The organism is Selenomonas sp. oral taxon 892 str. F0426, from assembly GCF_000468035.1.
Lineage (GTDB): Bacteria > Bacillota > Negativicutes > Selenomonadales > Selenomonadaceae > Centipeda.
Genome location: NZ_KI260513.1, coordinates 29,339 through 55,388 on the forward strand (window position 1 = coordinate 29,339; position 26,050 = coordinate 55,388).

Annotated in this window: 16 protein-coding genes; 5 read left to right on the forward strand and 11 right to left on the reverse strand. The window is 51.1% G+C overall.

Translation table 11 applies throughout. The annotated features are described in order from the left end of the window. Positions 1 to 46: 46 nt before the first annotated feature. From hsdR to HMPREF1992_RS00220, 3 genes are read left to right on the forward strand one after another with little or no spacing between them, the layout of a single operon-like run. Positions 47 to 3,313, forward strand: a complete 3,267-nt coding sequence (gene hsdR / locus HMPREF1992_RS00210; RefSeq protein ID WP_021683777.1) for a type I restriction-modification system endonuclease — start codon at positions 47 to 49, stop codon at positions 3,311 to 3,313. Then, on the forward strand, positions 3,310 to 4,740 hold the full coding sequence (locus HMPREF1992_RS00215) for an N-6 DNA methylase (RefSeq protein ID WP_021683778.1): 1,431 nt from the start codon (positions 3,310 to 3,312) through the stop codon (positions 4,738 to 4,740). The genes hsdR and HMPREF1992_RS00215 overlap by 4 nt, the downstream gene beginning before the upstream one ends. After that, positions 4,741 to 6,333, forward strand: coding sequence for a restriction endonuclease subunit S (locus HMPREF1992_RS00220; protein WP_021683779.1), 1,593 nt, complete (start codon positions 4,741 to 4,743; stop codon positions 6,331 to 6,333). A 38-nt stretch (positions 6,334 to 6,371) separates the two neighbouring features. Here the strand turns inward: HMPREF1992_RS00220 and HMPREF1992_RS00225 are convergent, their stop codons facing one another. The 9 genes from HMPREF1992_RS00225 to HMPREF1992_RS00265 all read right to left on the reverse strand — a co-directional run bounded on the left by HMPREF1992_RS00225 (position 6,372) and on the right by HMPREF1992_RS00265 (position 22,081). Continuing rightward, positions 6,372 to 7,181 (reverse strand): tyrosine-type recombinase/integrase, encoded by an 810-nt coding sequence (locus HMPREF1992_RS00225; protein ID WP_231366932.1) that lies wholly within the window; start codon positions 7,179 to 7,181, stop codon positions 6,372 to 6,374. 87 nt (positions 7,182 to 7,268) lie between these two features. After that, complete coding sequence (locus HMPREF1992_RS10900) at positions 7,269 to 8,690, reverse strand: restriction endonuclease subunit S (protein WP_051290462.1); 1,422 nt, start codon at positions 8,688 to 8,690, stop codon at positions 7,269 to 7,271. 57 nt (positions 8,691 to 8,747) lie between these two features. After that, the gene (malQ, locus tag HMPREF1992_RS00235; protein ID WP_021683782.1) at positions 8,748 to 12,197 is read right to left on the reverse strand and encodes a 4-alpha-glucanotransferase; all 3,450 of its coding nucleotides are present in this window, start codon (positions 12,195 to 12,197) and stop codon (positions 8,748 to 8,750) included. A 159-nt stretch (positions 12,198 to 12,356) separates the two neighbouring features. Then, a complete protein-coding gene (glgA, locus tag HMPREF1992_RS00240; RefSeq protein ID WP_021683783.1) occupies positions 12,357 to 13,802 on the reverse strand; it encodes a glycogen synthase GlgA in 1,446 nt (481 codons plus the stop codon). A gap of 104 nt (positions 13,803 to 13,906) precedes the next feature. Continuing rightward, entirely contained in the window at positions 13,907 to 16,303 is a 2,397-nt protein-coding gene (glgB, locus tag HMPREF1992_RS00245; protein WP_021683784.1) for a 1,4-alpha-glucan branching protein GlgB, read from the reverse strand. A 29-nt stretch (positions 16,304 to 16,332) separates the two neighbouring features. Continuing rightward, complete coding sequence (locus HMPREF1992_RS00250) at positions 16,333 to 18,795, reverse strand: glycogen/starch/alpha-glucan phosphorylase (protein ID WP_051290464.1); 2,463 nt, start codon at positions 18,793 to 18,795, stop codon at positions 16,333 to 16,335. A gap of 162 nt (positions 18,796 to 18,957) precedes the next feature. Further along, positions 18,958 to 20,064: a glucose-1-phosphate adenylyltransferase subunit GlgD gene (glgD, locus tag HMPREF1992_RS00255; RefSeq protein WP_021683786.1), complete on the reverse strand. Its 1,107-nt coding sequence runs from the start codon at positions 20,062 to 20,064 to the stop codon at positions 18,958 to 18,960. Between the two features lie 30 nt (positions 20,065 to 20,094). Beyond that, positions 20,095 to 21,249 carry a glucose-1-phosphate adenylyltransferase gene (locus tag HMPREF1992_RS00260; RefSeq protein ID WP_021683787.1) on the reverse strand — a complete coding sequence of 385 codons (1,155 nt, stop codon included), beginning with the start codon at positions 21,247 to 21,249 and terminating at the stop codon, positions 20,095 to 20,097. A 262-nt stretch (positions 21,250 to 21,511) separates the two neighbouring features. Continuing rightward, positions 21,512 to 22,081 carry a TetR/AcrR family transcriptional regulator gene (locus tag HMPREF1992_RS00265; protein ID WP_021683788.1) on the reverse strand — a complete coding sequence of 190 codons (570 nt, stop codon included), beginning with the start codon at positions 22,079 to 22,081 and terminating at the stop codon, positions 21,512 to 21,514. 169 nt (positions 22,082 to 22,250) lie between these two features. Here HMPREF1992_RS00265 and HMPREF1992_RS00270 point away from each other — a divergent pair, with 169 nt between their 5' ends. Both HMPREF1992_RS00270 and rpsT read left to right on the forward strand, forming a co-directional pair. Beyond that, positions 22,251 to 23,459 carry a hypothetical protein gene (locus HMPREF1992_RS00270; RefSeq protein WP_231366934.1) on the forward strand — a complete coding sequence of 403 codons (1,209 nt, stop codon included), beginning with the start codon at positions 22,251 to 22,253 and terminating at the stop codon, positions 23,457 to 23,459. Positions 23,460 to 23,500: 41 nt separating this feature from the next. After that, a complete protein-coding gene (rpsT, locus tag HMPREF1992_RS00275; RefSeq protein WP_006693343.1) occupies positions 23,501 to 23,767 on the forward strand; it encodes a 30S ribosomal protein S20 in 267 nt (88 codons plus the stop codon). A 107-nt stretch (positions 23,768 to 23,874) separates the two neighbouring features. Here rpsT and HMPREF1992_RS00280 read toward each other — a convergent pair whose 3' ends face one another. Both HMPREF1992_RS00280 and HMPREF1992_RS11885 read right to left on the reverse strand, forming a co-directional pair. Then, a complete protein-coding gene (locus HMPREF1992_RS00280; protein ID WP_021683792.1) occupies positions 23,875 to 25,698 on the reverse strand; it encodes a M48 family metallopeptidase in 1,824 nt (607 codons plus the stop codon). 100 nt (positions 25,699 to 25,798) lie between these two features. Beyond that, complete coding sequence (locus HMPREF1992_RS11885) at positions 25,799 to 25,921, reverse strand: hypothetical protein (protein WP_255346831.1); 123 nt, start codon at positions 25,919 to 25,921, stop codon at positions 25,799 to 25,801. Positions 25,922 to 26,050 lie beyond the last annotated feature (129 nt).

Here is a 26,050-nt window from a genome sequence, read left to right on the forward strand (position 1 = left end):
CGTAAAAAAAGAAATGCAACGATAATTGCAGCTTGAGGTGAAACGTATGAAGTCAAATTTTGAATTTCTGCACGCAGACTTTCCTGTGCTTGCAGCCCTCGGATTGCAAGCCGAGACATACTGCTTCTCCGATCCGAACTCGTGTCTCATGAAACTCGGGATGATGGGCGAGACCGTCGTCAACCTCATGTTTACCTACGATAACATCAAGCTGCCATACGACAATACAGCAGCTGCTCGCATTGATACACTCCGTCGTGAAGACCTGCTCACAAGAGATTTAACTGATATTCTGCATGCCCTTAGAAAAACAAGGAACAAGGCTGTGCATGAGAACTATGCCTCCGTATCCGACTGCAACAGCCTGCTTGAGATGACACATAGTCTGTGTGAATGGTTCATGCAGACCTATGGAGACTGGAATTATCAGCACCGTACATTTATCCCCCCGATGCCGACGCATATTAGTGCGCCCATTTCCGTCACGATTCGACAGGAAGAAGAAGAAAAAACAGAAATCCTCGCAAAACAAGCAGAAGAAATTGCCGCTGCAGCAAAGAATATGCCCAAATCCGAACGCAGCAAACAGGCATCCAAAATGGCAAGTCAGCGCATGGTGTCGGAAGCCGAAACGCGTTACATGATTGACGAGCAGCTCCGACAAGTCGGTTGGGAGGCGGATACCGAAAATCTACGCTACGCGAAAGGAACACGCCCCGCGAAGGGGCATAACAGAGCCATCGCCGAATGGCCGACAAACTCCGCCACAGGACAGAGCGGACGTGCGGACTATGCCCTGTTCATCGGAACGAAAATGGTTGGCATGATTGAGGCAAAAGCAGCCCACATAGACATCCCCTCCGTACTCGACTATCAAGGCAAAGACTATCCGCGCAGCATCCGTGAGGAAGACAAGAAATATGTTCTGGGCACATGGGGCGAATATCTCGTGCCATTTACCTTTGCCACAAATGGACGTTCTTATCTCGAACAGGTCAAAACAAAGTCAGGCGTATGGTTTCTTGACTTGCGCGATCCGTCCAACACGCCAAAGGCATTGCATGGTTGGATCAGTCCCGCAGGAATCGAGGAGCTGTTAGAAAAAGATGTAGCGGCGGGAAATCAGGCGCTAAAATCCCTGCCCTACGACTTTCTCACAGATCCTAGTGGACTGAATCTGCGTCCCTATCAAGTGAATGCCGTCAAAGCGGCGGAACAAGCCGTCACGAGCGGCAGAGAAAACATCCTGCTGGCGATGGCAACAGGAACGGGAAAGACCAGAACCGTTCTCGGCATGATCTATCGTTTCCTGACCACAAACCGATTTAAGCGGATTCTCTTTCTGGTGGATCGCACCTCTCTCGGACAGCAGGCTGCCGACGTGTTCAAAGAGGTAAAACTGGAAGACCTCATGACACTCGACCAAATCTATGACATCAAGGGACTCGATGATAAGGGCATCGACAAATCCACGCGGATTCACATAGCAACTGTGCAGAGCATGGTAAAGCGCATCCTATATGGAGGCGGCGACTCGACGCCTGCGGTCACGGATTACGATTTAATCATCATAGACGAGGCGCACCGCGGCTATACATTGGACAAAGAAATGAGTGAAGCCGACTTCCTATACCAGGATCAGCGCGATTACCAAAGCAAGTATCGCAGCGTCATCACGTATTTTGATGCGGTTCGCGTCGCACTCACAGCGACACCCGCACTTCAGACGACGGAAATATTTGGCGAACCGGTCTTCAAATACACCTACCGCAAAGCCGTAATCGAGGGCTATCTCGTCGATCATGACGCACCGCATATTTTGCAGACGAAACTCAGTATCGAGGGGATCCACTTCAAGAAGGGGGACAATATTGCAGAATATGACCCCATTACAGGAGAAATCACAAACAGCGAACTCATGGATGATGAGCTTGATTTTGATGTAGAGCAGCTCAACCGTCAAGTCATTACCGAAAGTTTCAATCAGACGGTACTGAGCGAAATTGCACGCGGCATCGATCCCGAGGCCGAGGGAAAGACGCTCATCTACGCCGCCAACGATGCCCATGCCGATATGATTGTTCAGCTTCTGCGGGAAATATATGCGCCCACAGGAGTCCATAACAATGCCATCATGAAGATTACGGGCAGCGTCGGCGGCGGTGATCCAAAAAAAGTACAGGAAGCAATCAAGCGATTTAAGAATGAACGCTATCCAAGCATTGCCGTCACCGTCGATCTTCTGACAACGGGGATTGATGTGCCTGAAATCACCACGCTTGTTTTCATGCGCCGTGTCAAGTCCCGCATCCTCTTCGAGCAGATGCTGGGGCGTGCAACCAGACTTTGCCCCAAAATCCATAAAACCCATTTCTCCATTTATGACCCCGTCGGTGTGTATGAATCCCTGAGCAAGGTCAACACTATGAAGCCTGTCGCCGTGAATCCAAATGTGACGTTTACAAACTTGCTGGGCGGACTGAATGAATTGACCGACGATGCCCATATCGAGCAGCAGGTCAAACAAATCATTGCAAAGCTCCAACGAAAAAAGCACAGCACTTCGGATGCTATCTTGACCCATTTCAAGAGTATGACAGGCGGGAATGACTTTGCCGGATTCATCTCCGAAATCGAGCAAAAAAAACCGCAGGATGCGAAAAAATATATCCTCGCCCATCACGACCTGTTCAAGATACTTGAAGAAAACACGGCAACGGGAAAACGAAGCGTTGTCATCTCGGACAAAGAGGACGAATTGAAAAGCCATACGTTAGGCTATGGAAACGCAGGAAAACCAGAGGATTATCTGGATGCATTTGCCAAGTATATTAAGGACAATCGCAACGAAATTGCCGCCCTCAGCATCATCTGTTCCAGTCCCGGAGATTTGACATGGGAGGCTCTGCGCGACTTACGCTTGACGCTTGACCGCGAGGGCTTCAAGGAGATCGACCTCAACAAAGCAATCCGCAAAGTCGATAAGAAGGAAATCACGGCTGACCTGATCAGCCTCATTCGCCGCTATGCCATCGGTGCGCGCCTCATCAGCCATGAGGCGCGGATCCGCCGTGCTGTGACACGCCTGCGCGAAGCACACGACTTCTCCGCACAGGAACTGAGCTGGATTTCCCGTATAGAAACCTACCTCATGAACGAATCGGTACTCAACGTACACAGCTTCAACGGGGACAGCCGTTTCAAACGTGAGGGCGGATTTAACCGCATCAACAAGATCTTTCAAAACAATTTGGAGAGCATCGTATGCGAACTGAACGAGTATCTGTACGATGATGGAGGAGAAACCGCATGACCACACAGGAAATCGTATCAAAGCTCTGGAATCTCTGCAACGTCCTGCGCGATGATGGAATCACCTATCATCAGTATGTGACGGAGCTGACCTATATTCTGTTTCTAAAAATGGCAAAGGAAACCGATACTGAGGAGCAAATCCCCGAGAAATATCGTTGGGATGAGTTAAAAACGCAAAGCGGAATTGCGCTCAAAAAATATTACAAAGAACTGCTCACCGAACTGGGAGACAACAGCACAGGACGCATCCGTGAGATCTATCAGGGAGCATCCACCAATATCGGTGAGCCGAAGAATCTTGAGAAAATCATAAAAACGATAGATGCTCTTGATTGGTACTCTGCCAAAGAGGAAGGGCTTGGCAATCTGTACGAGGGACTGCTTGAGAAGAACGCCAACGAGAAGAAGTCCGGTGCAGGGCAGTATTTCACACCGCGTGTCCTCATTGACGTTATGACGAACCTGATGAAGCCGCAGGCGGGTGAACGTTGCAACGATCCCGCCTGCGGGACATTTGGCTTTATGATTGCCGCGCATCGTTATGTTGCAGACCAGACCGACAATTTTTTCGAACTGGATGCGGAACTTGCGGAGTTTGAAAAAAACGCTGCCTTCACCGGCTGTGAACTCGTACACGATACACATCGTCTCGCACTGATGAATGCCATGCTGCATGATATAGAGGCGCCAATTGTATTGGGAGATACTCTATCAAATCTGGGTAAGACGATGAATGGATACGATCTGGTACTGACCAATCCTCCGTTTGGCACGAAAAAAGGCGGCGAACGTGCCGCACGTGATGACTTCTCCTATCAGACCAGCAACAAGCAGCTCAATTTTTTGCAGCATATCTACCGCAGTCTTAAAGCAGACGGCAAGGCACGCGCCGCCGTTGTTCTGCCCGACAACGTACTCTTTGCGGATGGAGACGGCGAGAAAATCCGCCGCGATCTGATGGAGAAATGCAACCTGCATACCATTCTGCGCCTCCCTACAGGAATCTTCTACGCGCAGGGTGTTAAGACAAACGTATTATTCTTCACACGCGGGGAAAAAGATACAGGCAATACGCAGGAAGTTTGGATCTACGATCTCCGAAATGAGATGCCGTCGTTCGGTAAGACAAGTCCGCTGAAGCCCACTCATTTTGATGAGTTCATCGCGTGCTATGCAGATGCCGACCTGTCAAAACGCAAAGAGACATACAGCCCAGAGAACCCAAATGGCAGATGGCGCAAGTTTACCATCGAAGAAATCCTTGCAAGGGATAAGACCAGTCTCGACATCACATGGATGAAGGCAGCCTCTGATGTGGATAACTATACCTTGGCAGAACTTTTGGAGCAAATTAAGGAGCAGTCCGCAAACATATCAAAGGCAGTCGCCGAACTGGAAACGCTCATAGGAGAGGTGGAAGAGTAATTGGATACAGAGACGCTGAGAAAGAAAATACTTGACCTTGCGATACGCGGCAAGCTCGTCCCCCAAGATCCGAATGACGAACCTGCATCGGTTTTGCTCGAACGAATTCGTGCGCAAAAAGCCCAAATGGTAAAGGATGGAAAACTCAAAGCAAAGGACGTAAAGAACGACACCATCATCTATGTTGGTGAGGATAATTTGCATTATGAGAAATTCGCCGATGGTACGATCAAATGTATCGAAGACGAGATTCCGTTTGAGGTGCCAGAGAGTTGGGCGTGGGCGCATCTCTCGGATATAGCACAAATACTAAATGGTGATAGAGGTCAAAATTATCCTGCAAAAAACAAACTACAAGACACTGGAATCCCCTTTGTAAGCGCATCCAATATTGAATCTGGAGTCGTAATATCAAACAACTTACTATGTATGACAGAGGCTCAATATAAATCTCTTGGCGCAGGCAAACTTATAACAAATGATATCGTTTATTGTATCCGTGGATCATTAGGGAAATGCGGCTTTTTCACAATGTCAAAAGGTGCTATTTCTTCCTCGTTAGTTATTGTTCGTCCATTTAGGGAGAACAACGTAATCCGAAAATATCTCTTTCTGTACCTAAACGCATCTTTAGCTGAATCAGAAATAAAAAAGTATGATAATGGTAGTGCTCAACCAAACCTTGCTGCTAAAGACTTTGCTAGATTTTTAATTCCTGTTCCACCATTAGATGAACTCGATACGATTGTCAAAAAAACAGATAATGTTCTTATGCTCGTGGAGCAGATAACCAACAATAAAGAATCTATAAAAAATATAATATCGCTTACAACATCAAAAATCCTTGATCTCGCCATCCACGGCAAACTCGTCCCGCAAAACGATAACGATGAACCTGCATCGATGTTATTGGAACGGATTCGGGCAGAAAAAGAAGAACTCATCAAGCAGGGAAAAATCAAACGTGACAAGAGAGAATCTGTCATCTACCGGGGTACGGATAACTCGTATTATGAGAGGTTTGCCGATGGGAGTGAAAAATGTATTGATGAGGAGATTCCGTTTGAGATTCCAGATTCATGGACTTGGGTAAGACTTGGACATATTATAAAAAATATACAGTATGGGTTGAGTAGTTCAGCAGAAATTTCAGGTACTTGTCATCTCTTAAGGATTACTGATATTCAAAATGGAAAGGTGGATTGGGATACAGTTCCTTATACAAGCACAAATAATCTTGATAAGTACTTGCTACATATCAATGATATTTTATTTGCTCGGACTGGTGCAACGGTAGGAAAATCTTTTCTAGTAACTCAGCTTCCCTGTGACTCTGTATATGCGTCATATCTAATTAGAGTTCAGCTATTAGATAATATCTGGATACAATACATTCATAAGTTCTTCAATAGTAATAGTTACTGGGCTCAAATTAGAGATAAAATGGTCGGTGTTGGACAACCAAACTGTAACGGGACATCGCTTAAAGAGTTATTGATCCCTTTTCCACCCCATTTGGAACAAAAACGCATTACATTGTGTATGAAAGATTTGATCAACAAGATTAACTCAATGATAGACTATATATCATGAACGAATGACACCATCATGTTACTGATGGTGTCATTCGTTTACCACGTCACAATTTTATCAACCAATGCTTGTTGCTCACTCGCTGTTCTGCGGAGATAGATGCGCGTTGTTTCTATGCTCTCATGCCCCATCAGATCAGCAAGCAGGGCAATATCGTTGTATTTCTCCAAGAAATTCTTTGCATAGCGATGTCGAAACGAATGGGGATATACGACCTTCGTATCAAGCCCGTATTTGACCGCATACTTTTTGAGCTGCTGTGCAATCCCACGCGGGGTGATTCTCTGCCCATATCGGTTCAAAAATAAATATCCCGATATTCGGTTTGTTTCCTTTAACCAAGCAAGTGTTTCGAGCCTTAACTTTTTAGGAATGTAGAGTCTACGAAGTTTGCCACCTTTTGTATATAGATCAAAATATCCGAGATTGACGTGCTCGATCTTTATTTGTACCAGCTCGCTCACTCTCGCTCCTGTTGCGGCAAGATACCAAACAACGAAGTACCATTCTATTTTCCCATCGTGTTTTAGCTGCTTTTTCAAAAAGGCATAGTCTGCATTGCTGATAACATTTTCAAGGAAATTCTTCTGCTGAATTTTGACGGATTTCAAACGTAACTGCGTTAATCCAAGAAACTCAAGATATTTATTGATTGCCTGTATGCGCAGGTTAACCGTCTTCGGCTTGAAGTTTTCCATCAGATACCCTTTATAGGCGAGAAGCGTCTCTGATGCAGCAGTGCCAAAGTGTTGGATAAAATATTCTGCTGTCCAACAGTATGCATCAACGGTATTAGTAGAGAGGTTCTCCTTTCTCAAAAATTGTTCAAATGTAATCTCTTGCCTCAAAACAAGCACCTCCATAATGTGTAAAGAACTGGACAGTACGTATTATGGAGGCATGCTATATGAGGTGATAGGGTTTCACGAGAGTTTTTAATCGATTATCTGATGCATATTCTCAAGAAGCGTAAACAGACTTCTTATCTTGTTACAAATTCGTTTTTGTTCCCTTAGTGGTGGTAAAGGTACGATTGTCTCTGCCATAGCTGTACCTGATATTTCCTTGAACGTTGTCCCTGTCGCTCTTAATACAATACTGGGCGTTCTTTCTTTGAGACAGAAATATACGAATAAACTCATCCTTGTGTCATGCGGAACAACGGACTTGAAACCCTGATTTGTTGCAAGAGCATTTGCAGCGATTGCGATGTGACCGATGGGAGCACGACTTGAATAAAGCACGGTATGAGCGGGCATCAATGTTGCAGATGAATCTTTCAAGCCAAGTTCCGTGATGGAACGAGAACCATGTGAAATATAGATATCGCTATGATTGCTTAAATCTGCCGGGGTAATCCAATAAATATTTCCATCCCAATAAGATTCATTGGATGTTCTTGGCGTGCCACCGCCAATAATACTGCCGATTTCTTTCAGTCTGACGAACAACCACGAACCTGGAATCTCAAACGGAATCTCTTCATCAATACATTTCTCACTCCCATCAGCGAATCTCTCATAATACGAGTTATCCGTACCCCGGTAGATGACAGATTCTCTCTTGTCACGTTTGATTTTTCCCTGCTTGATGAGTTCTTCTTTTTCTGCCTGAATCCGCTCCAACAAGACCGATGCAGGCTCATCGCTCTCGTCTTGTGGGACGAGTTTTCCTCGGATTGCAAGGTCAAGGATTTTTGATTTTGTTGTATTGATGGTTTCTATTAGGTTTTCTTTATTAGCTTGAATTGATGCGATTATAGGAATAAGTTTTTCGATTTTAGAAACACATCTGCCTTGTTCTGATATTGGTGGAATTGGGATTAGTGTATGCCTAATATGTTCAAGGTGAAGATTAGGAACGCCAATTCCTTTTAATGACTTAAAAAAATGTGCCTGAACATAAGTGCTTCTTATGGCATAAAGCGTAAAGTAGGAGTTTATATCCTTAACGGTTCTAATTAAAGCAAGGCTCACATAAATATCAAAGATTTTTTCTTCGTCAATAATAGCCGCAGCTCCTGTAGTTCCATTTTTTGCAAGCAAAATATCTCCAATACGAGGTGCAACTCTACTATATAGTTCTTGATGTAGACTTTCTGGAATGTACATGATGTTGTCCCAGTCGATTTTCCCAGAAGTTACATTACGAGAGGATAGAAAAATATATCCTGAATTACTATATTGTGGAGTTTTGTGAGTGCCATCTGTTATCATTGTTGAAATGCTTTGAAGCCTCGCCCACGCCCAACTCTCTGGCACTTCAAACGGAATCTCGTCTTCGATACATTTGACCGTACCATCGGCGAATTTCTCATAATGCAAATTATCCATACTTCTACAAACGAAAAGAGTCATTGCAGAAAGATGTGCAATGACTCTTTTCGTTTGCTTATATACGCTCGCCTTACCTCGTCACCGATGGTAACGCACACAGAGTGCCTGCAGCTTCTTCGGATCGAGCTCGAGAAGATAGTCCTTCTTGAGGCTCCAGCGCCAGTTGATGCCGACAGTGCCCGGCGTATTCATGCGTGCGCGCTCGTCGAGGGCGAGGAGATCCTGCATGGGGATGATCGCCATACGTGCGCGCGAGGCATACGCTGCCTTGATGAGGCGCTTGCAGATGGTCTTGGGGCGATCGGAGGTCGTTCCCGTCATATTCGCAAGCGTTTCACGCAGAACCTCGTCAATATCGTGCGTGAACCAACCGACAGTGGTATTGTTGTCGTGCGTCCCCGTGTAGACAATGCTGTTCTCAGGTGTGACGAAGCCGACACGCCCCGACGCGTTCGGCACGAGCATGAAGAGAACAATCTTCATACCAGGGAATCCGCATTCATCGCGCAGCCGCTCCACGTCCGCCGTAATGATCCCGAGATCCTCGGCAACGATGTCGAGTGTGCCGAGCTCCCGCTCGATTTCATCGAAGAACGGCTTGCCCGGCCCCTTGATCCAATGCCCGTTGATCGCCGTCTCCGCCTTTCCATCAATCGACCAATAGGACTCGAAGGCGCGGAAATGGTCGATGCGGATGATGTCCACCTGCTCGTGCAGTTTCTGAAAGCGCCGCTTCCACCACGCATACTGCTCGGCCTTCATGGCCTCCCAGTTATACTGCGGATTGCCCCAGAGCTGCCCATTCGCAGCGAAGTAGTCAGGCGGCACCCCCGCTACCGTGCGCGCCGTACCATCCTCATTGAGATCGAAAAGCTGCTGATGCGCCCACGCATCCGCGCTGTCCTGTGCCACAAAGATGGGCATATCGCCGAGGATCTCAATCCCCTTCTTCCGCGCGTAGTCATGCAGGCGATTCCACTGCAGATGAAAGATGTACTGCTTAAACCGATCGAGCTCGACCTCATCCCGCTGGCGCTCCGCAAGCGCCGCGAGCGCTGCTGGGTCGCGATTCTTGATCTCGTCGGGCCACTGCATCCACGGTGTACGATGATACTCCTTCTTCGCCGCATGAAAGAGCGCATAGTCATTGAGCCAGTATGCCTCCTTTTTACAGAAGTCCTGGTACACCTTGTCCGCTGCGCACTCCCTGCGGAATACGTGAAATGCCTTTTCGAGCAAATCCTTTTTGAACTGTTTGACACGTGCAAAATCGATGAAGGCAGTATTCGCCTCATACGGCAGGAAGAGATCTTTCTCCGTCAGCCAGCCACGGGCGGCAAGCTCCTCAGGATCGATCATCATGATATTGCCGGCAAAGGCAGAGATGGACTGATAGGGCGAGTAGCTGGGGCCGACAGGACTGAGCGGCAAAATCTGCCAGACCTTCTGCCCCGCCTCGGCGAGAAAGTCGAGGAAGCGGTACGCCTCCTTTCCAAAATCCCCCACGCCGTATTTCGACGGCAAAGAAGTCGGATGCAGGAGAATGCCTGCCTTGCGCTCATAACGGCGCGGTTCCTTGCGCTCACGAAGGAGTAATCCGAAAAGCGGTGGTATCTTGATGCGGAGTCTTCCGCGCTCTACCTCATAGGTACGTGACGGCTTGAATGCATCCTCGAAGATCCCGCATGCAAAGTCGCTCACATCGACCTCGATCGTCAGTGTCTCCGTCAGGTTCCGATTAAACGCGGCAATAAAAACGCCGTCTTCCTTCTCCTGGTTGAACACATCGTAGCCCGAGCGGATCGTCCGTGCATAGGCGATCACATCACCCGCACCATAGAGCGGCAGGATGTCACCTGTGCGAAGGGCATCGTTCTCATTGCGCACAGCAATGAATCGCTCAAACCAGCCACGAATCTCCTTATTGCCGTTCTCCCAGTCATAGGGACGGCGGTTGAAGGGATCCTTGAACCCCTGCATGCCGATCTCGTCACCGTAGTAGACGCTCGGCACACCAGGATAGGTCATCTGCCAGAGCGTCGCCATGAGGAGGCGGCGCGATCCGAGGTCAAATTGCTCGGGTGTCATGCGTACGCGCGACTGCTCAATCGCAGGCATCCCCTCGTAGTAGGGCACACCGGCGAGAACGGTAATCGCACGCTGCACGTCATGACTGCCGATGAGGTTCATCATGGCATAGAGATTTTCCTTCGGATAGTTCTCGATCTGGCTTGCAAGCCGCCGGGCAGTCTGACGTCCATCCACAGTCCCCGTGAGGAAGTCGAACATCATCGTACGCAGCGGATAGTTCATCGCCGAGTCCATCTCGTTTCCGGAGAGGTATTCGCGTGGTGTCCCATAGGCAACCTTGTTCGATGCATCCTCCCAGACCTCACCGATCATGACGGCGTCAGGATTGGTCTTTTTAAGCTCGGAGAAAAATTTCTTCGAGAATGTCGGCGGCAGCTCATCAATGACATCAAGGCGCCAGCCCGCAATGCCCTCATTCATCCAGTGATGGAGCACACTGTCCTTACCCGTAATGACAAAGTCCATATAGGCAGGATCGGTCTCATTGACATTTGGTAGCGTGTCAAAGTTCCACCAGCAGTCGTATTCATTCGGATAACTGCGGAAGTGATACCACGAGTAGTACGGTGACTCCTTCGACTGGTAGGCGCCGATAGATCGATACTGATGCTGGCGATTGAAGTAAATGCTGTTGCTGCCCGTGTGGCTGAACACGCCGTCAAGAATGATCCGGATGCCCCGCTCGTCCGCTGCTGCAACGAGCGCGCGAAAATCCTCGATATCCCCAAGTACAGGATCAATCTTATGATAGTCCCCGGTATCGTAGTGGTGATTGCTCTCGGACTCAAATACAGGGTTGAAGTAGATGCAGGAGACTCCTAAATCCTGCAGATAGTCCAGCTTCTCCATCACGCCGCGCAGGTTCCCGCCAAAGAAATCATAGGCGATGATCTCCTTCGTATCAGGATCCTTGAGATACATGGGGTCGTCTGTCCAGTCTGTTCGAATGACCGCACCTTTTTTGCGTACAATAGTATCGCCCGAACGCGCAAAGCGATCTGGAAAGATCTGGTACATGACTGCATTCTTGAACCAGTCGGGCGTACGTGCCCCCTTGTTGTAGATCGTGATCTGATACGATGCAGGGGCCTCTCTGCTGAGTGCCCCAACACCGCCAAGCAGCTCCTCGTTGTTCCCATAAAAATAGGTGCCGCTCTCCATTGTAATGATGAAGTAATACCAAAGAAGACAGCCATAGTCCGGCAGGCTGATCCACGTGGTATAGAATTTCTGCTCATCCCGTACATCCTTTGTCTCCAGCGCAATCAGACGCTCCCCCGTCTGATCCTGCCACAGTCGCACGAGCACCTGGCGAATCGGCTCATAGGTACGAATGCGGATGCCAAGACGCAGCCGACTGCCTGCCTCCGCCGCCCCGACAATAGAACGAAAATAAATATCCTGAGAATTGTGCTCCACCTGATAAGATTCCAGCATAGCGCCCTCTCCTTTCCAAAAGGAAACGCACAGAAACCACTGGCGAATCAAACAGTCTTAATTGATTCCAATTCGCCAGCGGTTTCTTAAGGAGTGCGTCATGTAAAACTTGAATGCGATCAATCCACTCACAAATCAGATTGCCAGAACGAGATGATCTCAGTTTTCAAGCAAAAGTCGCTCATAGAGCGTCTCATACTCCTTTGCGGAGCGCTTCCAGCTGAAGTCACTGTGCATCGCCGTAAAGATGAGCTGACGCCACTCACGCAGGTTGCCATAGGCAGCGAGTGCACGCTTGAGGGCATACATCATCTCATGCGCATTGTATTCGTAGAACAGGAACCCGTTCCCCTTGTCGACATCCGTGCGGTCAAATTGGACGACGGTATCCTTGAGCCCGCCCGTCTCACGCACGACGGGGATCGCCCCATAGCGCATGGCAATGAGCTGTCCGAGTCCACACGGTTCAAACATGGACGGCATAAGGAAGATGTCGGATGCCGCATAGATGCGCTGCGCGAGCTCATTCGAGAAGCGGATGTTGATGGACACCTTGTTCGGGTAGCGCCATGACAATTCCTTGAACCAATCCTCATAGTTGCGATCTCCCGTGCCAAGCAGAACGAACTGCACGTTCTCATGTTGGAGGATCTCATCCAGCACACGCACGACGAGGTCGAGGCCCTTGTTCGCAACGAGGCGTGTGATCATCGCGACCATCGGTGTACGGCGGTTCTCGGGAAGCCCAAGATCGTGCTGCAGGCGCACCTTGTTGTCGCTCTTGCCCTCGACTGCTTTTTTGATATCATAGTTGACGTAGAGATTCTTGTCCGTCTGCGGATTATAGACATCATAGTCAATACCGTTGACAATGCCGAAGAGTTCTTCGCGGCGCTTCTGCAGGAGCCCCTCCAGATGTTCACCGTAGTATTCGTACTGAATTTCCTCGGCATAGGTCTTGCTGACGGTCGACACGTAGTCGGCATAGATGATGCCTGCTTTCATAAAGTTGACCGCATCGAAGAATTCAAAGTCACCGTTGTTGAAGTACCGCCAATCCAGTCCGAGCACATCGGCCATGACATCTTTGGGGAATACCCCCTGATACTTCAGATTGTGAATGGTAAAGAGCGTCTTGATCCCAGTGTAGCGCAGGTCATCCATGTGTTCGAGCCGCAGGAATACATTGACGAGTGCAGAATGCCAGTCATTCGTGTGGATGATGTCCGGCCAGAAATCGAGTGCAGGCAGAAGGTTCAGGACGGCACGGCTGAAGAAGGAGAATCGCTCCGCATCATCGGGATACCCGTAGAATCCGTCGCGGCCAAAGTACTCCTCATTATCTATGAAATAGAAGGTTACGCCGTTTAGCACGTACTTATCAATGCCGACGAACTTATCCCGCCACGCAACATTCAGTATGCCGTCATAGATATGCTCCATCTCGTTGCGAATGTCCTTGGCAATCACACCGTATTTCGGCAGGATTACACGGCAGTCCACCCCATCCTTTACGAGCGCTGCGGGAAGTGAGCCCGCAACATCTGCAAGACCGCCCGTCTTGACAAAAGGAACTGCTTCCGATGCTACATATAGTACCTTCATCCCAATATCCTCCTTTTTCTCACAGGAGGGTGCCGTAATCCCTCCGTGAGCTGATCATCATATTGTCCAGTCGCTGTCATTCTCCTATCACGTTGTACCGCAGCTTATGCCTTTGCTGTACGCGTTTTCTTTGGTTCCACCTCTGCCTCTGCCGTCTTCTTGCGCGTGGTTTTCTTCGCTGCCGTCATAGCAGTAGACTTTTTCACCGTCTCCGTTGCCTGATTCGCAGGTTTTGAGGCAGCCTTCGTCTCCTTCGCCGGGGTCTTCTTCGGCGCAGCTTTCTTCACAGGCTTTTCCTCAGTCCCAGTTTTTTCAGCCGTGGTTTTCGTCGACTTTTTCGCAGGTGTTTTCTTCGCAGCGGCAGATGTCTCATCCGTCTTTACAGCGCCTGTCGTTTTGGTCGTCTTCTTGGCCGCTGGCTTTGGGGCAGATTTCTCCGATGCTGCCTTTGCCGTACGCTTCTTTGGCGCAGGTTTCTCCGCTGTCGCATCGCTATCGGCCTTCTTGGCGGCAGCAGCACGTGACTTAGATGCTGCTGGCTTTTTTTTTGCAACGGCATCCGCTGTTTCAGCCACCTCACTGACGGGTGTCCCCGCACCGCTCTGCCGCTTAAGACGATAAAATGTCGAGGCGAGCGGCGGTACTGTGATGACAATGGACTGCTCGCGTCCGTGGAACGCATGGTTCTCGCTCACAATATCGCCGGCATTGAGCACGCCGCTGCCGCCGTACGCCTCCTCATCCGAGTTGAACACCTCGACATAGGTGCCCTTTGTCGGTACCCCGATGCGGTAGCCGTGGCGCACCTCAGGCGTGAAATTGTGCACGCAGATGATAAAGTCACTCGGATCCTCTGCACGACGAATGAGTGCGATAATGCTGTTCTCACTGTCGTTGCAGTCGATCCACTGGAAGCCGTTCCAATCGAAGTCGACCTGCCAGAGCGCCTTGTTCTCAATGTAGAACTTGTTGAGCGCCTTCGAGTACGCAAGCATCTTCGTGTGCATCGGATACTGCTCGACCAGATGCCAGTCCATGCTGTCGTCGAAATTCCACTCGATGAAATGCCCGAACTCGCCGCCCATGAAGAGCAGCTTCTTGCCCGGATGCGCCATCCAGTAGCCAAAAAAACCGCGAAGCCCTGCGAATTTCTGCCAATAGTCGCCCGGCATCTTGCTGATGAGCGAGCACTTGCCGTGCACGACCTCATCATGCGAGAGCGGCAGGACGAAGTTCTCGGAGAAGGCATACATGAGAGAGAACGTGATCTTGTCCTGATTCCACTTGCGGTAGATCGGGTCAAGGCTCACATAGGAGAGCATATCGTTCATCCAGCCCATATTCCACTTGTAATTGAAGCCCATGCCGCCCATGTAGACGGGCTTCGAGATGAGCGGCCACGAAGTCGACTCCTCTGCGATCATAAGCGCGTGCGGATGATACTTGAAGATCGTCTCATTGAGCTTCTTCAGGAAGTCCATCGCCTCGAGGTTGCCCGTATCGCCGTACTTGTTCGGCTGCCACTCACCGTCCTTGCGCCCGTAGTTGAGGTAGAGCATATTCGCGACGGCATCGATGCGCAGCCCGTCAATGTGGAACTCCTCGAGCCAGAACAGTGCGTTCGAGATGAGGAAGCTCTGCACCTCCGTGCGTCCGTAATCAAAATTGGTCGTGCCCCACTCCCAGTTCTCCGCGCGCATCTCATTATCAGACTCGTAGAGGTTCTTGCCGTCGAAATGCCGCAGGCCCTGCTCGTCTTTGCAGAAATGCCCCGGCACCCAGTCCATGATGATGCCGATGCCGTTCTGATGCGCCGTATCGACCAGATAGCGGAAATCATCGGGCGTTCCATAGCGGCTCGTCACAGCAAAGTACCCCGTCGCCTGATAGCCCCATGATCCGTCATAGGGATGCTCACAAAGAGGCATAAACTCGATATGCGTGTAGTTCATTTCCTTGACATAGCCGATCAGCTGATCTGCCATCTCACGATAGGAGAGATATTCCCCCTCGAGCGTGCGCCGCCACGAGCCTGCATGCACCTCGTACGTGAGCATCGGACGCTCGTAGGAGGATTCGCGTACCTTGCGCTCCTGCCACGCCGCATCGCCCCACTCATAGTGGTTCATATCATAGGTGCGGGACGCCGTCTGCGGCTTTTTCTCCGCGTAAAAACCGTAAGGATCCGCCTTCATGATGCGGGGACCGCCCCACTGCGGCTCAATTGCGTATTTGTAAATTTCTCCCTCGCCAAGGCCCTCGACAAACGTCTCCCAGATCTCGCCGTCGCCGATGCGGCTCATCGGGTGCATGAGCACACTCCAGTCGTTGAACTCACCGACGACACTGACCGCATTGGCATTTGGCGCCCATACCGTAAAGCGAACGCCTTTTTTGCCATTCTGTTCCACAAAATGCGCTCCAAGCATTTCCTGAGCATGATAGTTTGTGCCCTGATGAAAGAGGTAAAGATCAAACTCGCTGAGCGTAGATGTTTTCATACGATCCCCTCCTGTATGTTCCTCGTAAACTATGCAATGATGACGGGATGTATATCCCAGATCTCTCGTGCATACTCGTCAATCGTGCGGTCGGATGAGAACCCGCCGGAGTGCGCAACATTCATTGCCGCCGTACGTGCCCACCCGTCCTTGTCTCGGAACCGCCGCATGACCTCAATGCGCGCATTATCGTACGCATTGAAATCCTTCAAGATAAAGAATTCATCGTTCGCGTGCAGAAGATAGTCATACAGCGATGTGAAATCTCCATAGGTGCCGTCAACGAGTTGATTCATCACCGTACGAACCTTCTCGTTCGTGTGGTATTCATCCCATGCAGAGTAGGCTCCTGTCGCGTAGTAGTTCATGACCTCCTCGGCCTTGAGTCCAAAGATGACGCAGTGCTCATTGCCGACCGCATCACGGATCTCGACGTTTGCACCATCAAGTGTTCCGAGCGTGATCGCGCCATTCATCATGAACTTCATGTTGCCCGTACCCGACGCCTCCTTCGACGCCGTTGAGATCTGCTCACTGACATCCGCCGCCGGATAGACCAGCTCGCCGATGGAGACACCAAAGTTTTCGATGAAGATGACCTTCATGAAGTCATTCACGCGTTTGTCCTTGTTGATCCGATCTGCAACCACATTGATGAGTCGGATCGTCTCCTTCGCGATGTAGTAGCCTGGGGCCGCCTTGCCGCCAAAGAAGTACGTCACGGGCTGCGTCAGGAAGGACAGCTCACTCTGCGCACGGTGGTAACGGTACATGATGTGCAGAATATTCATCAGCTGACGCTTGTAGGAGTGAATGCGCTTGACCTGGATGTCGAACATCGAATCCGGGTTGAGTTTCACACCGTTGTGCTGTTCGATGTAGTGTGACAGCCCCTCACGGCGCAGATGCTTGATCTTCATGAGCTGCTCAAGGAAGTTCCTATCCTCAACGTGATCATGCAAAGCGTCCATATTCTCCGGGTGACGATGCCACTCACGGCTGCCGATCGTATCGTCAATCAGCTGGGCAAGCTCTGGGTTTGCCCCCATAAGCCAGCGCCGGTGCGTGATGCCGTTTGTCTTGTTGTTGAACTTGCGCGGCGTATAGTCATAGAAGTCCTTGAGCGTTGTGGACTTTAGGATGCCCGTATGGATCTTTGCTACGCCATTGACGCTGTGTCCGCCGACGATTGAGAGGCGTGCCATGTGGATCACGCCATCCTGGATGATCGAGAGTGCGCGTACCTTGCCCTCGTTGCCGGGATAGCGGCGACGCACCTCCTCCAGATGACGGCGGTTGATCTCATCGATAATCATGTAGATGCGCGGCAGGAGGGGACGGAACATATCAACGCCCCATGTCTCGAGCGCCTCTGGCATAATTGTGTGATTCGTATATGCAATCGTATCACGCGTGATCGCCCACGCATCCTCCCACGTCAGCCCCTCATCATCGACGAGGATGCGCATGAGCTCTGCCACACAGAGCGCGGGATGCGTATCGTTGATATGGATGCCGATCTTCCTGCCGAAGTCGTAGATACTGCCGCCTTTGCTCTTGTAATGACGAACGATGCTCTGCACGCCGGCCGAAACGAAGAAGTACTCCTGGATAAGGCGCATACGGCGTCCCTCAAAGGTACTGTCATCGGGGTAGAGGTAGCGCGTAATCGACTCGACGAAGCTGCGGTAGTCGTTGCGCTGCTGAATCTGCTCCTGCGTCAGGAGCCCATAGTCTGAGAAATCGCGGTTGACCTCGGCGTTCCACATGCGCAGCGTATTGACCGTCGCGTTGTGGTAGCCGACAATCGGCATATCATACGGCACAGCCATGACGATCATCGGGTTCTCATGGACAAGCTCGAGCTTTCCGCCTATGTCACGCATATAGGCGTTGCCGCCAAACTTGACATCGACCGACTTGTCCGGCTTGCGGTACTCCCAGGCAAAGCCGTCACGCAGCCAGTTGTCGGGAATCTCAACCTGATTGCCGCCGACGATCTTCTGCTCGAAGAGGCCATATTGATAGCGGATGGTACACCCGTGCCCCGGCAGACGATGTGCCGCGAGCGAGTCGATAAAGCAGGCAGCGAGACGTCCTAAGCCGCCATTGCCAAGACCTGCGTCCGGCTCCATCTCGTAGGCGTCCGAGAGCTTTAGCTTGAAGTCTCCGAGGACCTCCTGCAGGGCCTCTTCGATGCCGAGGTTAATGAGGTTGGATTTGAGAAGCCTGCCGAGCAGGAACTCGATTGAGAAGTAATAAATCTGCTTCTCCTGACGATCCTCATATTGCTTGTTCGTCTTAATCCAATTATCCGAGATGGACTGTTTGGCTGTGGACGCGATCGTCTTGTAGATCTCGATTTCTGTCAGTTCCTCTACGTCGCGGCCAAACATAACATGTGCAGTTGTGATAAAACGGCTCTTCAAGATCTTCTTCATCGTCTCTAGAGCTTTCCCTGTCGGTCGATTGACCTGATCCTTCTGTGCCAAATCGTCCACTCCTTTTCCAATGCTCTTGTTCCCCCCGGCCTTCGTTTCCTACGCATGGCAGAGCCCCCTCAGAAGTATCAGAAACAAGAAGCCGTTATCGTTCCTCATGCTCCGATGAACGGAGCGAAGCAGGAATCCGTAACGGCAAATAAACGAATTACATTAAATCGTAATATTCTTTTTGATCACCAGCGGATACTCGGCGGCCCCCTTCAGCCACTTTTCCGCAGTGATAACAACATTCTTGTCACAGATGACATTCTCGACAAGCGCACCATCCTGAATGTCACATTTCTGCATGATGATCGAATTCCGAACCTGTGCGCCCTTGCCCACCTTTACTTCGCGGAACAGGATGCTGTTCTCCACCTCACCGCGAACGATGCAGCCATTCGCAATGAGGGAATTCGTGACCTTGGCAGTCTCCTTATACTGGACAGGTACGCCGTCCTTGATCTTCGTATAGACAGGACGCTCCCCCATGAAGAGCTCCTGCCAGACCTCCGGATCTAGGATCTCCATATTCGTCCGATAGTAGGTCGACATAGAGTCCACATGCGCCATATAGCCGTCATGCTCATAGGCAAATATCGTATAGTCTCCAGCACGGCGAATGATGCCGTCAAGCACGAAGTCCTGTCCGCCGTGCTCGTAGGCATAGCGAACGGTCTCAACGAAGGCCCCCTTGTCCATGAGGTAGATCCCCATGGACACCTTCGTCCCCTGATAAGCAGCTGGCTTCCCAGCAATATCTCGAACGAACCCGTTTTCCGCCATATCGAGAACAATGTTGTTCCCCGTATTCTCATCGATGGTCGTATGCGAGACGAGTGTGATGTCCGCACCTGTATTCTGGTGGAAGCGGAGCACCTGATTGAAGTCCACGTTATAAACAAAGCTGCCGTTTGTCAGCAAAATGTAGCGTGAAGATGCGTGCTCAATGAAGTCCAGATTGTGATAGAAATTCTTGAGGTCACCCTTACGGCGCTGTCCATCGTCCTGTACCGACGGCAGATAGAACAGTCCATCATGGCGACGCGCCAGATCCCAATCTTTGCCAGATCGCAGATGATCCAGAACCGAGCGCGGTTCATCGGGGAGCATAATGCCCACTTTGCTGATGCCGGAGTTGACCATGCTCGAGAGTGCGAAGTCGATCAGGCGGTAGCGGCCGGCAAATGGAATGGATTCAACCGCACGGCGATCCGCCAGTTCACGAATCAGGCTTCCATCCTCATGCAGGTTGATGAGCCCCATTACGGTATTCATTGTACGTTCACTCCGTTCTCTTCCCGCAAATCAGCCGACACGTTGTTCCGAAGAAGCATGTGATACCGTCTCTCCCTCAGGGACAACAGTAATCTGCGTCTCCTCACCGATGACTTGTGCTCCCTCCTCGATCACGGCGTGCTGCGCGAGAATTGCATAATCAACGACAGCGCCATCTGCGACCACCGCCGACGGGAGCAGAACCGAATTGCGCACGACGGCACCCTTGCCGACACGAACCCCGGGGAAGATCACAGAGTTTTCAACCGTCCCGAGGATCATGGTGCCCTCACTGATCATCGAGCGCGTGATCTTCGCGTCCTTGCCAACAAACTGCGGCGGCATGGAGGGGTTGAACGAGTAGATGTGCCACTTGCCCGAGAGTTCAAACGGCGGCTCATCCTGCAGAAGATCCATATTGGCCTGCCAAAGGCTCTCGATCGTTCCGACATCCTTCCAATAGCCGCTGAACGCGTAGGAGTATAGGCGCCCCTCATCCGCAAGCATCTTCGGGATGATGTCCTTGCCGAAGTCATGGCTCGAGGTCTCGCTCTTCGCATCTGCCGTAAGGTACTCGGCCAGATAGTCACGATTGAAGATATAGATGCCCATGGATGCGAGATTGCTCTTGGGCTTTGCCGGTTTCTCCTCAAACTCGACAATCCGTCCGCTCTCGTCCGTGTTCATAATACCGAAACGCGGTGCCTCATCCCATGGCACCTCAAAGACACCGATCGTTGCCTGTGCCTTGTTCTTTTTGTGGTTTTCGAGCATCCACGAGTAGTCCATTGTGTATATGTGATCACCGGAGAGGATAAGCACGTAGTCAGGATCTGCCATATCGATGAAGTTGAGGTTCTGATAGATCGCATCTGCCGTACCGCGATACCACTCTGCCCCCTTCTCACGCGCATAGGGCGGCAGGACAAAGAGCCCTCCGTCGCGCTTATCGAGATCCCACGAACTGCCCGATCCAAGATACTGGTTCAGCTCCAGCGGCCGGTACTGCGTCAGTACACCGACCTTTTCAATACCAGAGTTCACACAATTACTGAGAGGAAAGTCAATGATGCGGTACTTCCCCCCAAATGGAACCGCCGGCTTTGCGACACGCTTCGTGAGCGCACCAAGGCGGCTGCCTTGTCCGCCTGCCAAAATCATTGCCAAGCACTCTGTTTTTCTCATAGGTAATTCTCCCCTCACGGATACCGGGCGGTATCCCCAACATATATGCAATGGCAAAGCGGGTGAGCTTGCGGTACACCCATCCGTTTCGCCGCATTTCTGCTGATCTAAACGAGTTGTCACTCATTTCTTCTGTATTGCTCTCCTTTATCATTTCTTATATTACTAAACCTAATTCGATAAATACGCTGAATTTCCTGCTAGTTTCCAGTCTTCTTTCAGACTTTTTTCAAATTATTATATACCCATAATTTTGTACAGGTCACACATTCTGCGGCAAAAAAATCGGTGCAATCAACGCGGTATACATCTCCGTCATTTCCTGCGGCGTACGCTGACATCCTCCCTGCATCCACCACTCCACCATCAGCACGAAACTGCCTGTAATGTGGTTGATGAGGAAATCAGTGGGAAGGCGATGTTCGCACAGCAGCACATGTCCACGCGCCGTAAGTGTTTCGCTGAGCTTTTCGCGAAAATATCGAAGGAAGAGATCTCTGCTCTCACAGGTCAAAAGACTGCGGATGTTTTTCTGCTGATCCTGCATATGGTAAAGCATATGTGAGATGATGACGGTCGGGTTGTCTGCATCGTGAGAGAAGTCGTGGCTCCCCTCATCGGATACATCCTCAAGCACATGTGCGAACATATCCTCACACATCGCACGGAGCAGCGTATCCTTCGTCTCAAAATGCGTGTAAAACGTGCTGCGCCCGACATCCGCCTCCTCGATGATGTCCTGAACAATGATGTTTTCGTATCGCTTGTTTGCGAGGAGGGTTTGAAACGCGGCGAGGATTGCCTGTCTCGTCTTTTTGCGGCGTCGTTCCATACAATTTCCTTTCGTTCGATGGATTCATATGAACATATTATTTCTTTTGTCCGATAACGGACAGTTTCAGTAAGGTGTTTCTTACCTAAATCCCAATTTTATTGTACTATATGTTCAGAACTGAAACAAGTTCTGTTTTTGAGAATACAAACCAAAGGAGGTTTTCATAATGACTCGCTCATGGCTGGAGAGTGCACCGTGTCCAACGGTAATCTGTGCGCTGATCTCGCTTGCTGCGCTCCTTTGCAGTGCCTTCATGGAACAGCCGCACGCTGTTGATCCCGCGTGGATTGCGGTCATTCTCAGCGGCAGTCCCATTCTATACACCGCTCTTCACAGTCTCTTCTGTCTGCGAAAAATTCACGCCGAGCTTCTCGTCTCAGCCGCGCTGATCGGCACATTGACGGTGGGTGAATATCTTGCAGCGGGCGGGATTGCCCTGATCATGTACGTTGGTACGATGCTTGAGGATCAGATCATCCTGCACACGCACCATCGTATCAGTGCGCTTTGCTCGCAGGAGAACATGAACGCGGGCATGCACTCAATCGACACGCATGATGTATCGATGGTACAGACGGCCAAGCGCAGAGCATCACAGCTCATTCTGCTCGCATTTGTACTCGCGGGTGCTGTTTGGTGGACAACAAACGATGTTGACCGTGCTGTCACGGCACTCGTAGTCTTCTGCCCCTGTGCCTTCGTTCACGCAGCCCCGATGGCAGTCTCAGCTGCTGTCGGCAGTCTCGCACAGCAGGGCATCCTCCTGCGGACGAGTCACGCTCTCGAGCGCCTCTCCCATATGGAGAACGCTGTCTTCACGCTGGATGCCATTGCACCTGCAGGATATTTGGATGCAGATGCAGCGCAGCTTGTCACAAAGCTGCGCCGCATGGGGATGCACCCGGTACTCCTCGGCTCCGTGGATGCGCACACAGCTCAGATTGCCAAACAGGTAGGTATTCGGGATGTGCGAACTGCCCTCCCTCCATCAAATGACCCCTTCACCGCCTGGACAGCGCTGATTCGCCGGGAGACGGACACGTGTGCTGCAGGGCTGACACACTGTCTGCACATCACGATAGGCAGCATATCGGACAAGACAGATGCAGATGTCGTATGCGCCGCAGCGGATCTTTCCCGCCTGCCCGCGCTGCTCCTCACAGCACGTCGGATACGCCAGAATATTGAACAGAACACGCTGTTTGGACTAACGCTCAACTTCATCGCACTTGGCCTAGCCGCATGCGGCTATCTCAGTCCACTCGCAGGTGCTGTCTGGCACAATGCCGCGGCCATCTTCATTGTGCTCAACGCGGCTCTTCTCACTGCCTCGGCAGATCGTGAAAAAAAGTTTGCTTTTTCGACATCGCTGTGATAGAATGACTCAGTACATTTTTCGTTGAGGGGGTGAACGATTTGCCAAATATCAAGGCATCCATTCTGAGTGTAAAGTCTGACGCCAAGCGCCGTGCACGCAATGTTGCGGAGAAGACACGCGTCCGCCGTGCCATCCGCAGTGTCAATGATGCTGTTGCTGCAGGCAACGCAGATGAGGCGAAAACCCTCCTCGTTGCGGCATACAAGTCGATCGATCAGGCGGCTGCAAACAACGTCTATCACAAGAACGCTGCAGCACGCAAGAAGTCACGTCTTGCCAAAAAGGTCAACGCGTTGGCTCAGTAAGATAGAAAACGCCATTCCATACGGGATGGCGTTTTTTGTATAAAGAAACCCTCTCCCGTTTGCTGTGGGAGAGGGAAAGCGGAGGGGACTCCCAGAGGGATTCTCCTTCATCTGTCTTTATTGCCGTCCGCCGGACGGCTTTTTTTATCGAGTTTTTCGCGGATTTCCTTCTCGCGTGCCTCACGCGCTTTCTTTTTCTCCTTCATCCGCTTTTCATACGCACGCTTGTCCACAGCCTCTAGGTATTCATCTGGAATGCGATCCAGAGCCTTTGGTTCGACGGCGTAAAGCTTCTTGAAATACTCCTGCGCCTTTGCCGTATCCTCCATCTCATCATAGAGTTCGGCGGCAATCAGATAGCCGTATGGATTCTTTGCATCCGTTTCGATTGCCTTCATCGCATCGGAGAGCGCGCCATCGCGATCACCGAGCATACGGCGCACATCGCTGCGGTTCAGCCATGTATAGACATCCTTCGGATCGTCCGCGACGCCCTTGTCCGCATCCGAAAGCGCACGCGCCGCGTCGCCCTCCACGGCATAGGCGCGCGCACGAATCACGTGACTGAGGGCAGGGCTGTCGTCATGCGGTGAGGCAAATACGCGCTCCATCAGTGCAAGTGCCCGCTCGCTGTCTCCATAGTCGCTGTACGCATCGCTGTTCTCACGGATCTTCTTGATCGCCTTCGCGTCGGCATTCTCCACCTCGGCGCGCTCTGCAGCAAGGGCTTCCGCGCGTGCCTTTTCTGCCGCGCGCAGCTTTTCCCGTGCGCCGCTTGCCGCTTCACCCGCGTAGGCATTGTGTACGAGCGTTTGCAGAAGTGCCCCCGCCTTTTCCTTTGCGAGAAAATGCACAAGCAGTTCATTCACACGCGAATCACCGCCGAGAGTTGCCCCACCATCCCGCGTCAGTGCGAGGTTCCAATGCTCCGCACGGTCATAGTCATGGAAGGCACGCGCAAGTGCACCCGCCGTGAGATAGGCATTCTCGGGACTGTTGTCATAGTCCTCATTCGTCCACGTGACAGTCAGAAGCGGCGACCCGTCAATACAAATTGTTTTTCGATCAATCACCGTTACATGACCCGCGCTGTAGTCTGTCATGAAGCCGGCGAGCTTCGCCTCGCGCCGCTCCGTCGCAGGATGGTCCGAGAAGTCGTCCTGCGGCAGATCCTTTTGCGTCGGATCCTGATACTCCGTGAGATCCTGTGTCACATAGGTCAGATAGTAGCCCATGCGTGCCATCGCAGCAGCCCCGCCGCCGGGATTGAATCCCGCGCTCGTCATAATGCGGAAGCCCCCCTCGTCCGCCTCGTACTCCGTGGGCAGCGTGACATTCTTGGCGACGGAGTAGCCCACGAGTGCATTAAGCTTGTTCCAGTCCATCAGACCGAAATTCATGTTGAGGAAGCTCATGCCGTAGAACTGGGCTGCCGCCTTCGCATAGTTGTGTGCGCTGTGCTGGCGGATACCATGCGTCATCTCATGCCCGAGCACGGCAGCAAGCTCATCCACATTGCCGCCCAGCCCACGAATAAGACCGCGATTGATCGTCACATAGTCTGTCGGATAGCAAGCGGCATTAAAGACGGGACTGTCCGTCACCGCCCATGTGAAGGGGAGCGAATTCACACGGAGTACATAGTCGCCGTCCTTCACAAGGCGCTCCATAATCTCATCGACTAGAGCAATATCACGTGCGTTACGTGCACGTCCATTTTCGGCGAGATCTTGCCGTCGGCTCTCCACCTGTGCATGCACATCGTTGCCAAGCGCGAGCACTGCGCCGAGTGCCGAGTGGTATGCACCGAGCACACCGAGTGCCTGCGCCGCAATTCCCCATGCGTCGATCGCCTCCGCGCGTGCAGGTGGAAGGGCAATGCACACCGCCGCCATCAGTGCAGCAAGAAGGCCCCTTGTTTTTTTCTGCATCGTTCACCTCATTCCTCGAAAGCTCACGAACTCAGCATAGCGAATCTTTCTTGGATTTTGCTGAAAGCAAAACAGCCCCGATGTGGCAGCCCCGTGAAAATCAATACTGCTGAATGAGGCGCGCATTCTCCAAGTCGTTGCGTTCCAGGCAGTAATCAACGGCCGTATGCCCCGCCCCATCGCGCAGACTCGTCACTGCGCCCGCAATATATTTTTTCATCATACATCTCCCCTCATTGCAAAAGATCTTTCCTGTTTTTCGATAACATTCATAGTATTCGCTGCCCATACGGGATTTCCTCCAGCACTCTTGCCCTGCTTCCTTGCCGGATATGTTATACTGATGACAAAG

What these genes read in the sequence shown, in the direction of transcription:
- hsdR (WP_021683777.1), top strand. Translation starts at nt 47, where the DNA reads ATGAAGTCAAATTTTGAATTTCTGCACGCAGACTTTCCTGTGCTTGCA.
- HMPREF1992_RS00215 (WP_021683778.1), top strand. Translation starts at nt 3,310, where the DNA reads ATGACCACACAGGAAATCGTATCAAAGCTCTGGAATCTCTGCAACGTC.
- HMPREF1992_RS10900 (WP_051290462.1), bottom strand. Translation starts at nt 8,690, where the DNA reads ATGACTCTTTTCGTTTGTAGAAGTATGGATAATTTGCATTATGAGAAA.
- malQ (WP_021683782.1), bottom strand. Translation starts at nt 12,197, where the DNA reads ATGCTGGAATCTTATCAGGTGGAGCACAATTCTCAGGATATTTATTTT.
- glgA (WP_021683783.1), bottom strand. Translation starts at nt 13,802, where the DNA reads ATGAAGGTACTATATGTAGCATCGGAAGCAGTTCCTTTTGTCAAGACG.
- glgB (WP_021683784.1), bottom strand. Translation starts at nt 16,303, where the DNA reads ATGAAAACATCTACGCTCAGCGAGTTTGATCTTTACCTCTTTCATCAG.
- glgD (WP_021683786.1), bottom strand. Translation starts at nt 20,064, where the DNA reads ATGAATACCGTAATGGGGCTCATCAACCTGCATGAGGATGGAAGCCTG.
- HMPREF1992_RS00260 (WP_021683787.1), bottom strand. Translation starts at nt 21,249, where the DNA reads ATGAGAAAAACAGAGTGCTTGGCAATGATTTTGGCAGGCGGACAAGGC.
- HMPREF1992_RS00265 (WP_021683788.1), bottom strand. Translation starts at nt 22,081, where the DNA reads ATGGAACGACGCCGCAAAAAGACGAGACAGGCAATCCTCGCCGCGTTT.
- HMPREF1992_RS00270 (WP_231366934.1), top strand. Translation starts at nt 22,251, where the DNA reads ATGACTCGCTCATGGCTGGAGAGTGCACCGTGTCCAACGGTAATCTGT.
- HMPREF1992_RS00280 (WP_021683792.1), bottom strand. Translation starts at nt 25,698, where the DNA reads ATGCAGAAAAAAACAAGGGGCCTTCTTGCTGCACTGATGGCGGCGGTG.
- HMPREF1992_RS11885 (WP_255346831.1), bottom strand. Translation starts at nt 25,921, where the DNA reads ATGATGAAAAAATATATTGCGGGCGCAGTGACGAGTCTGCGCGATGGG.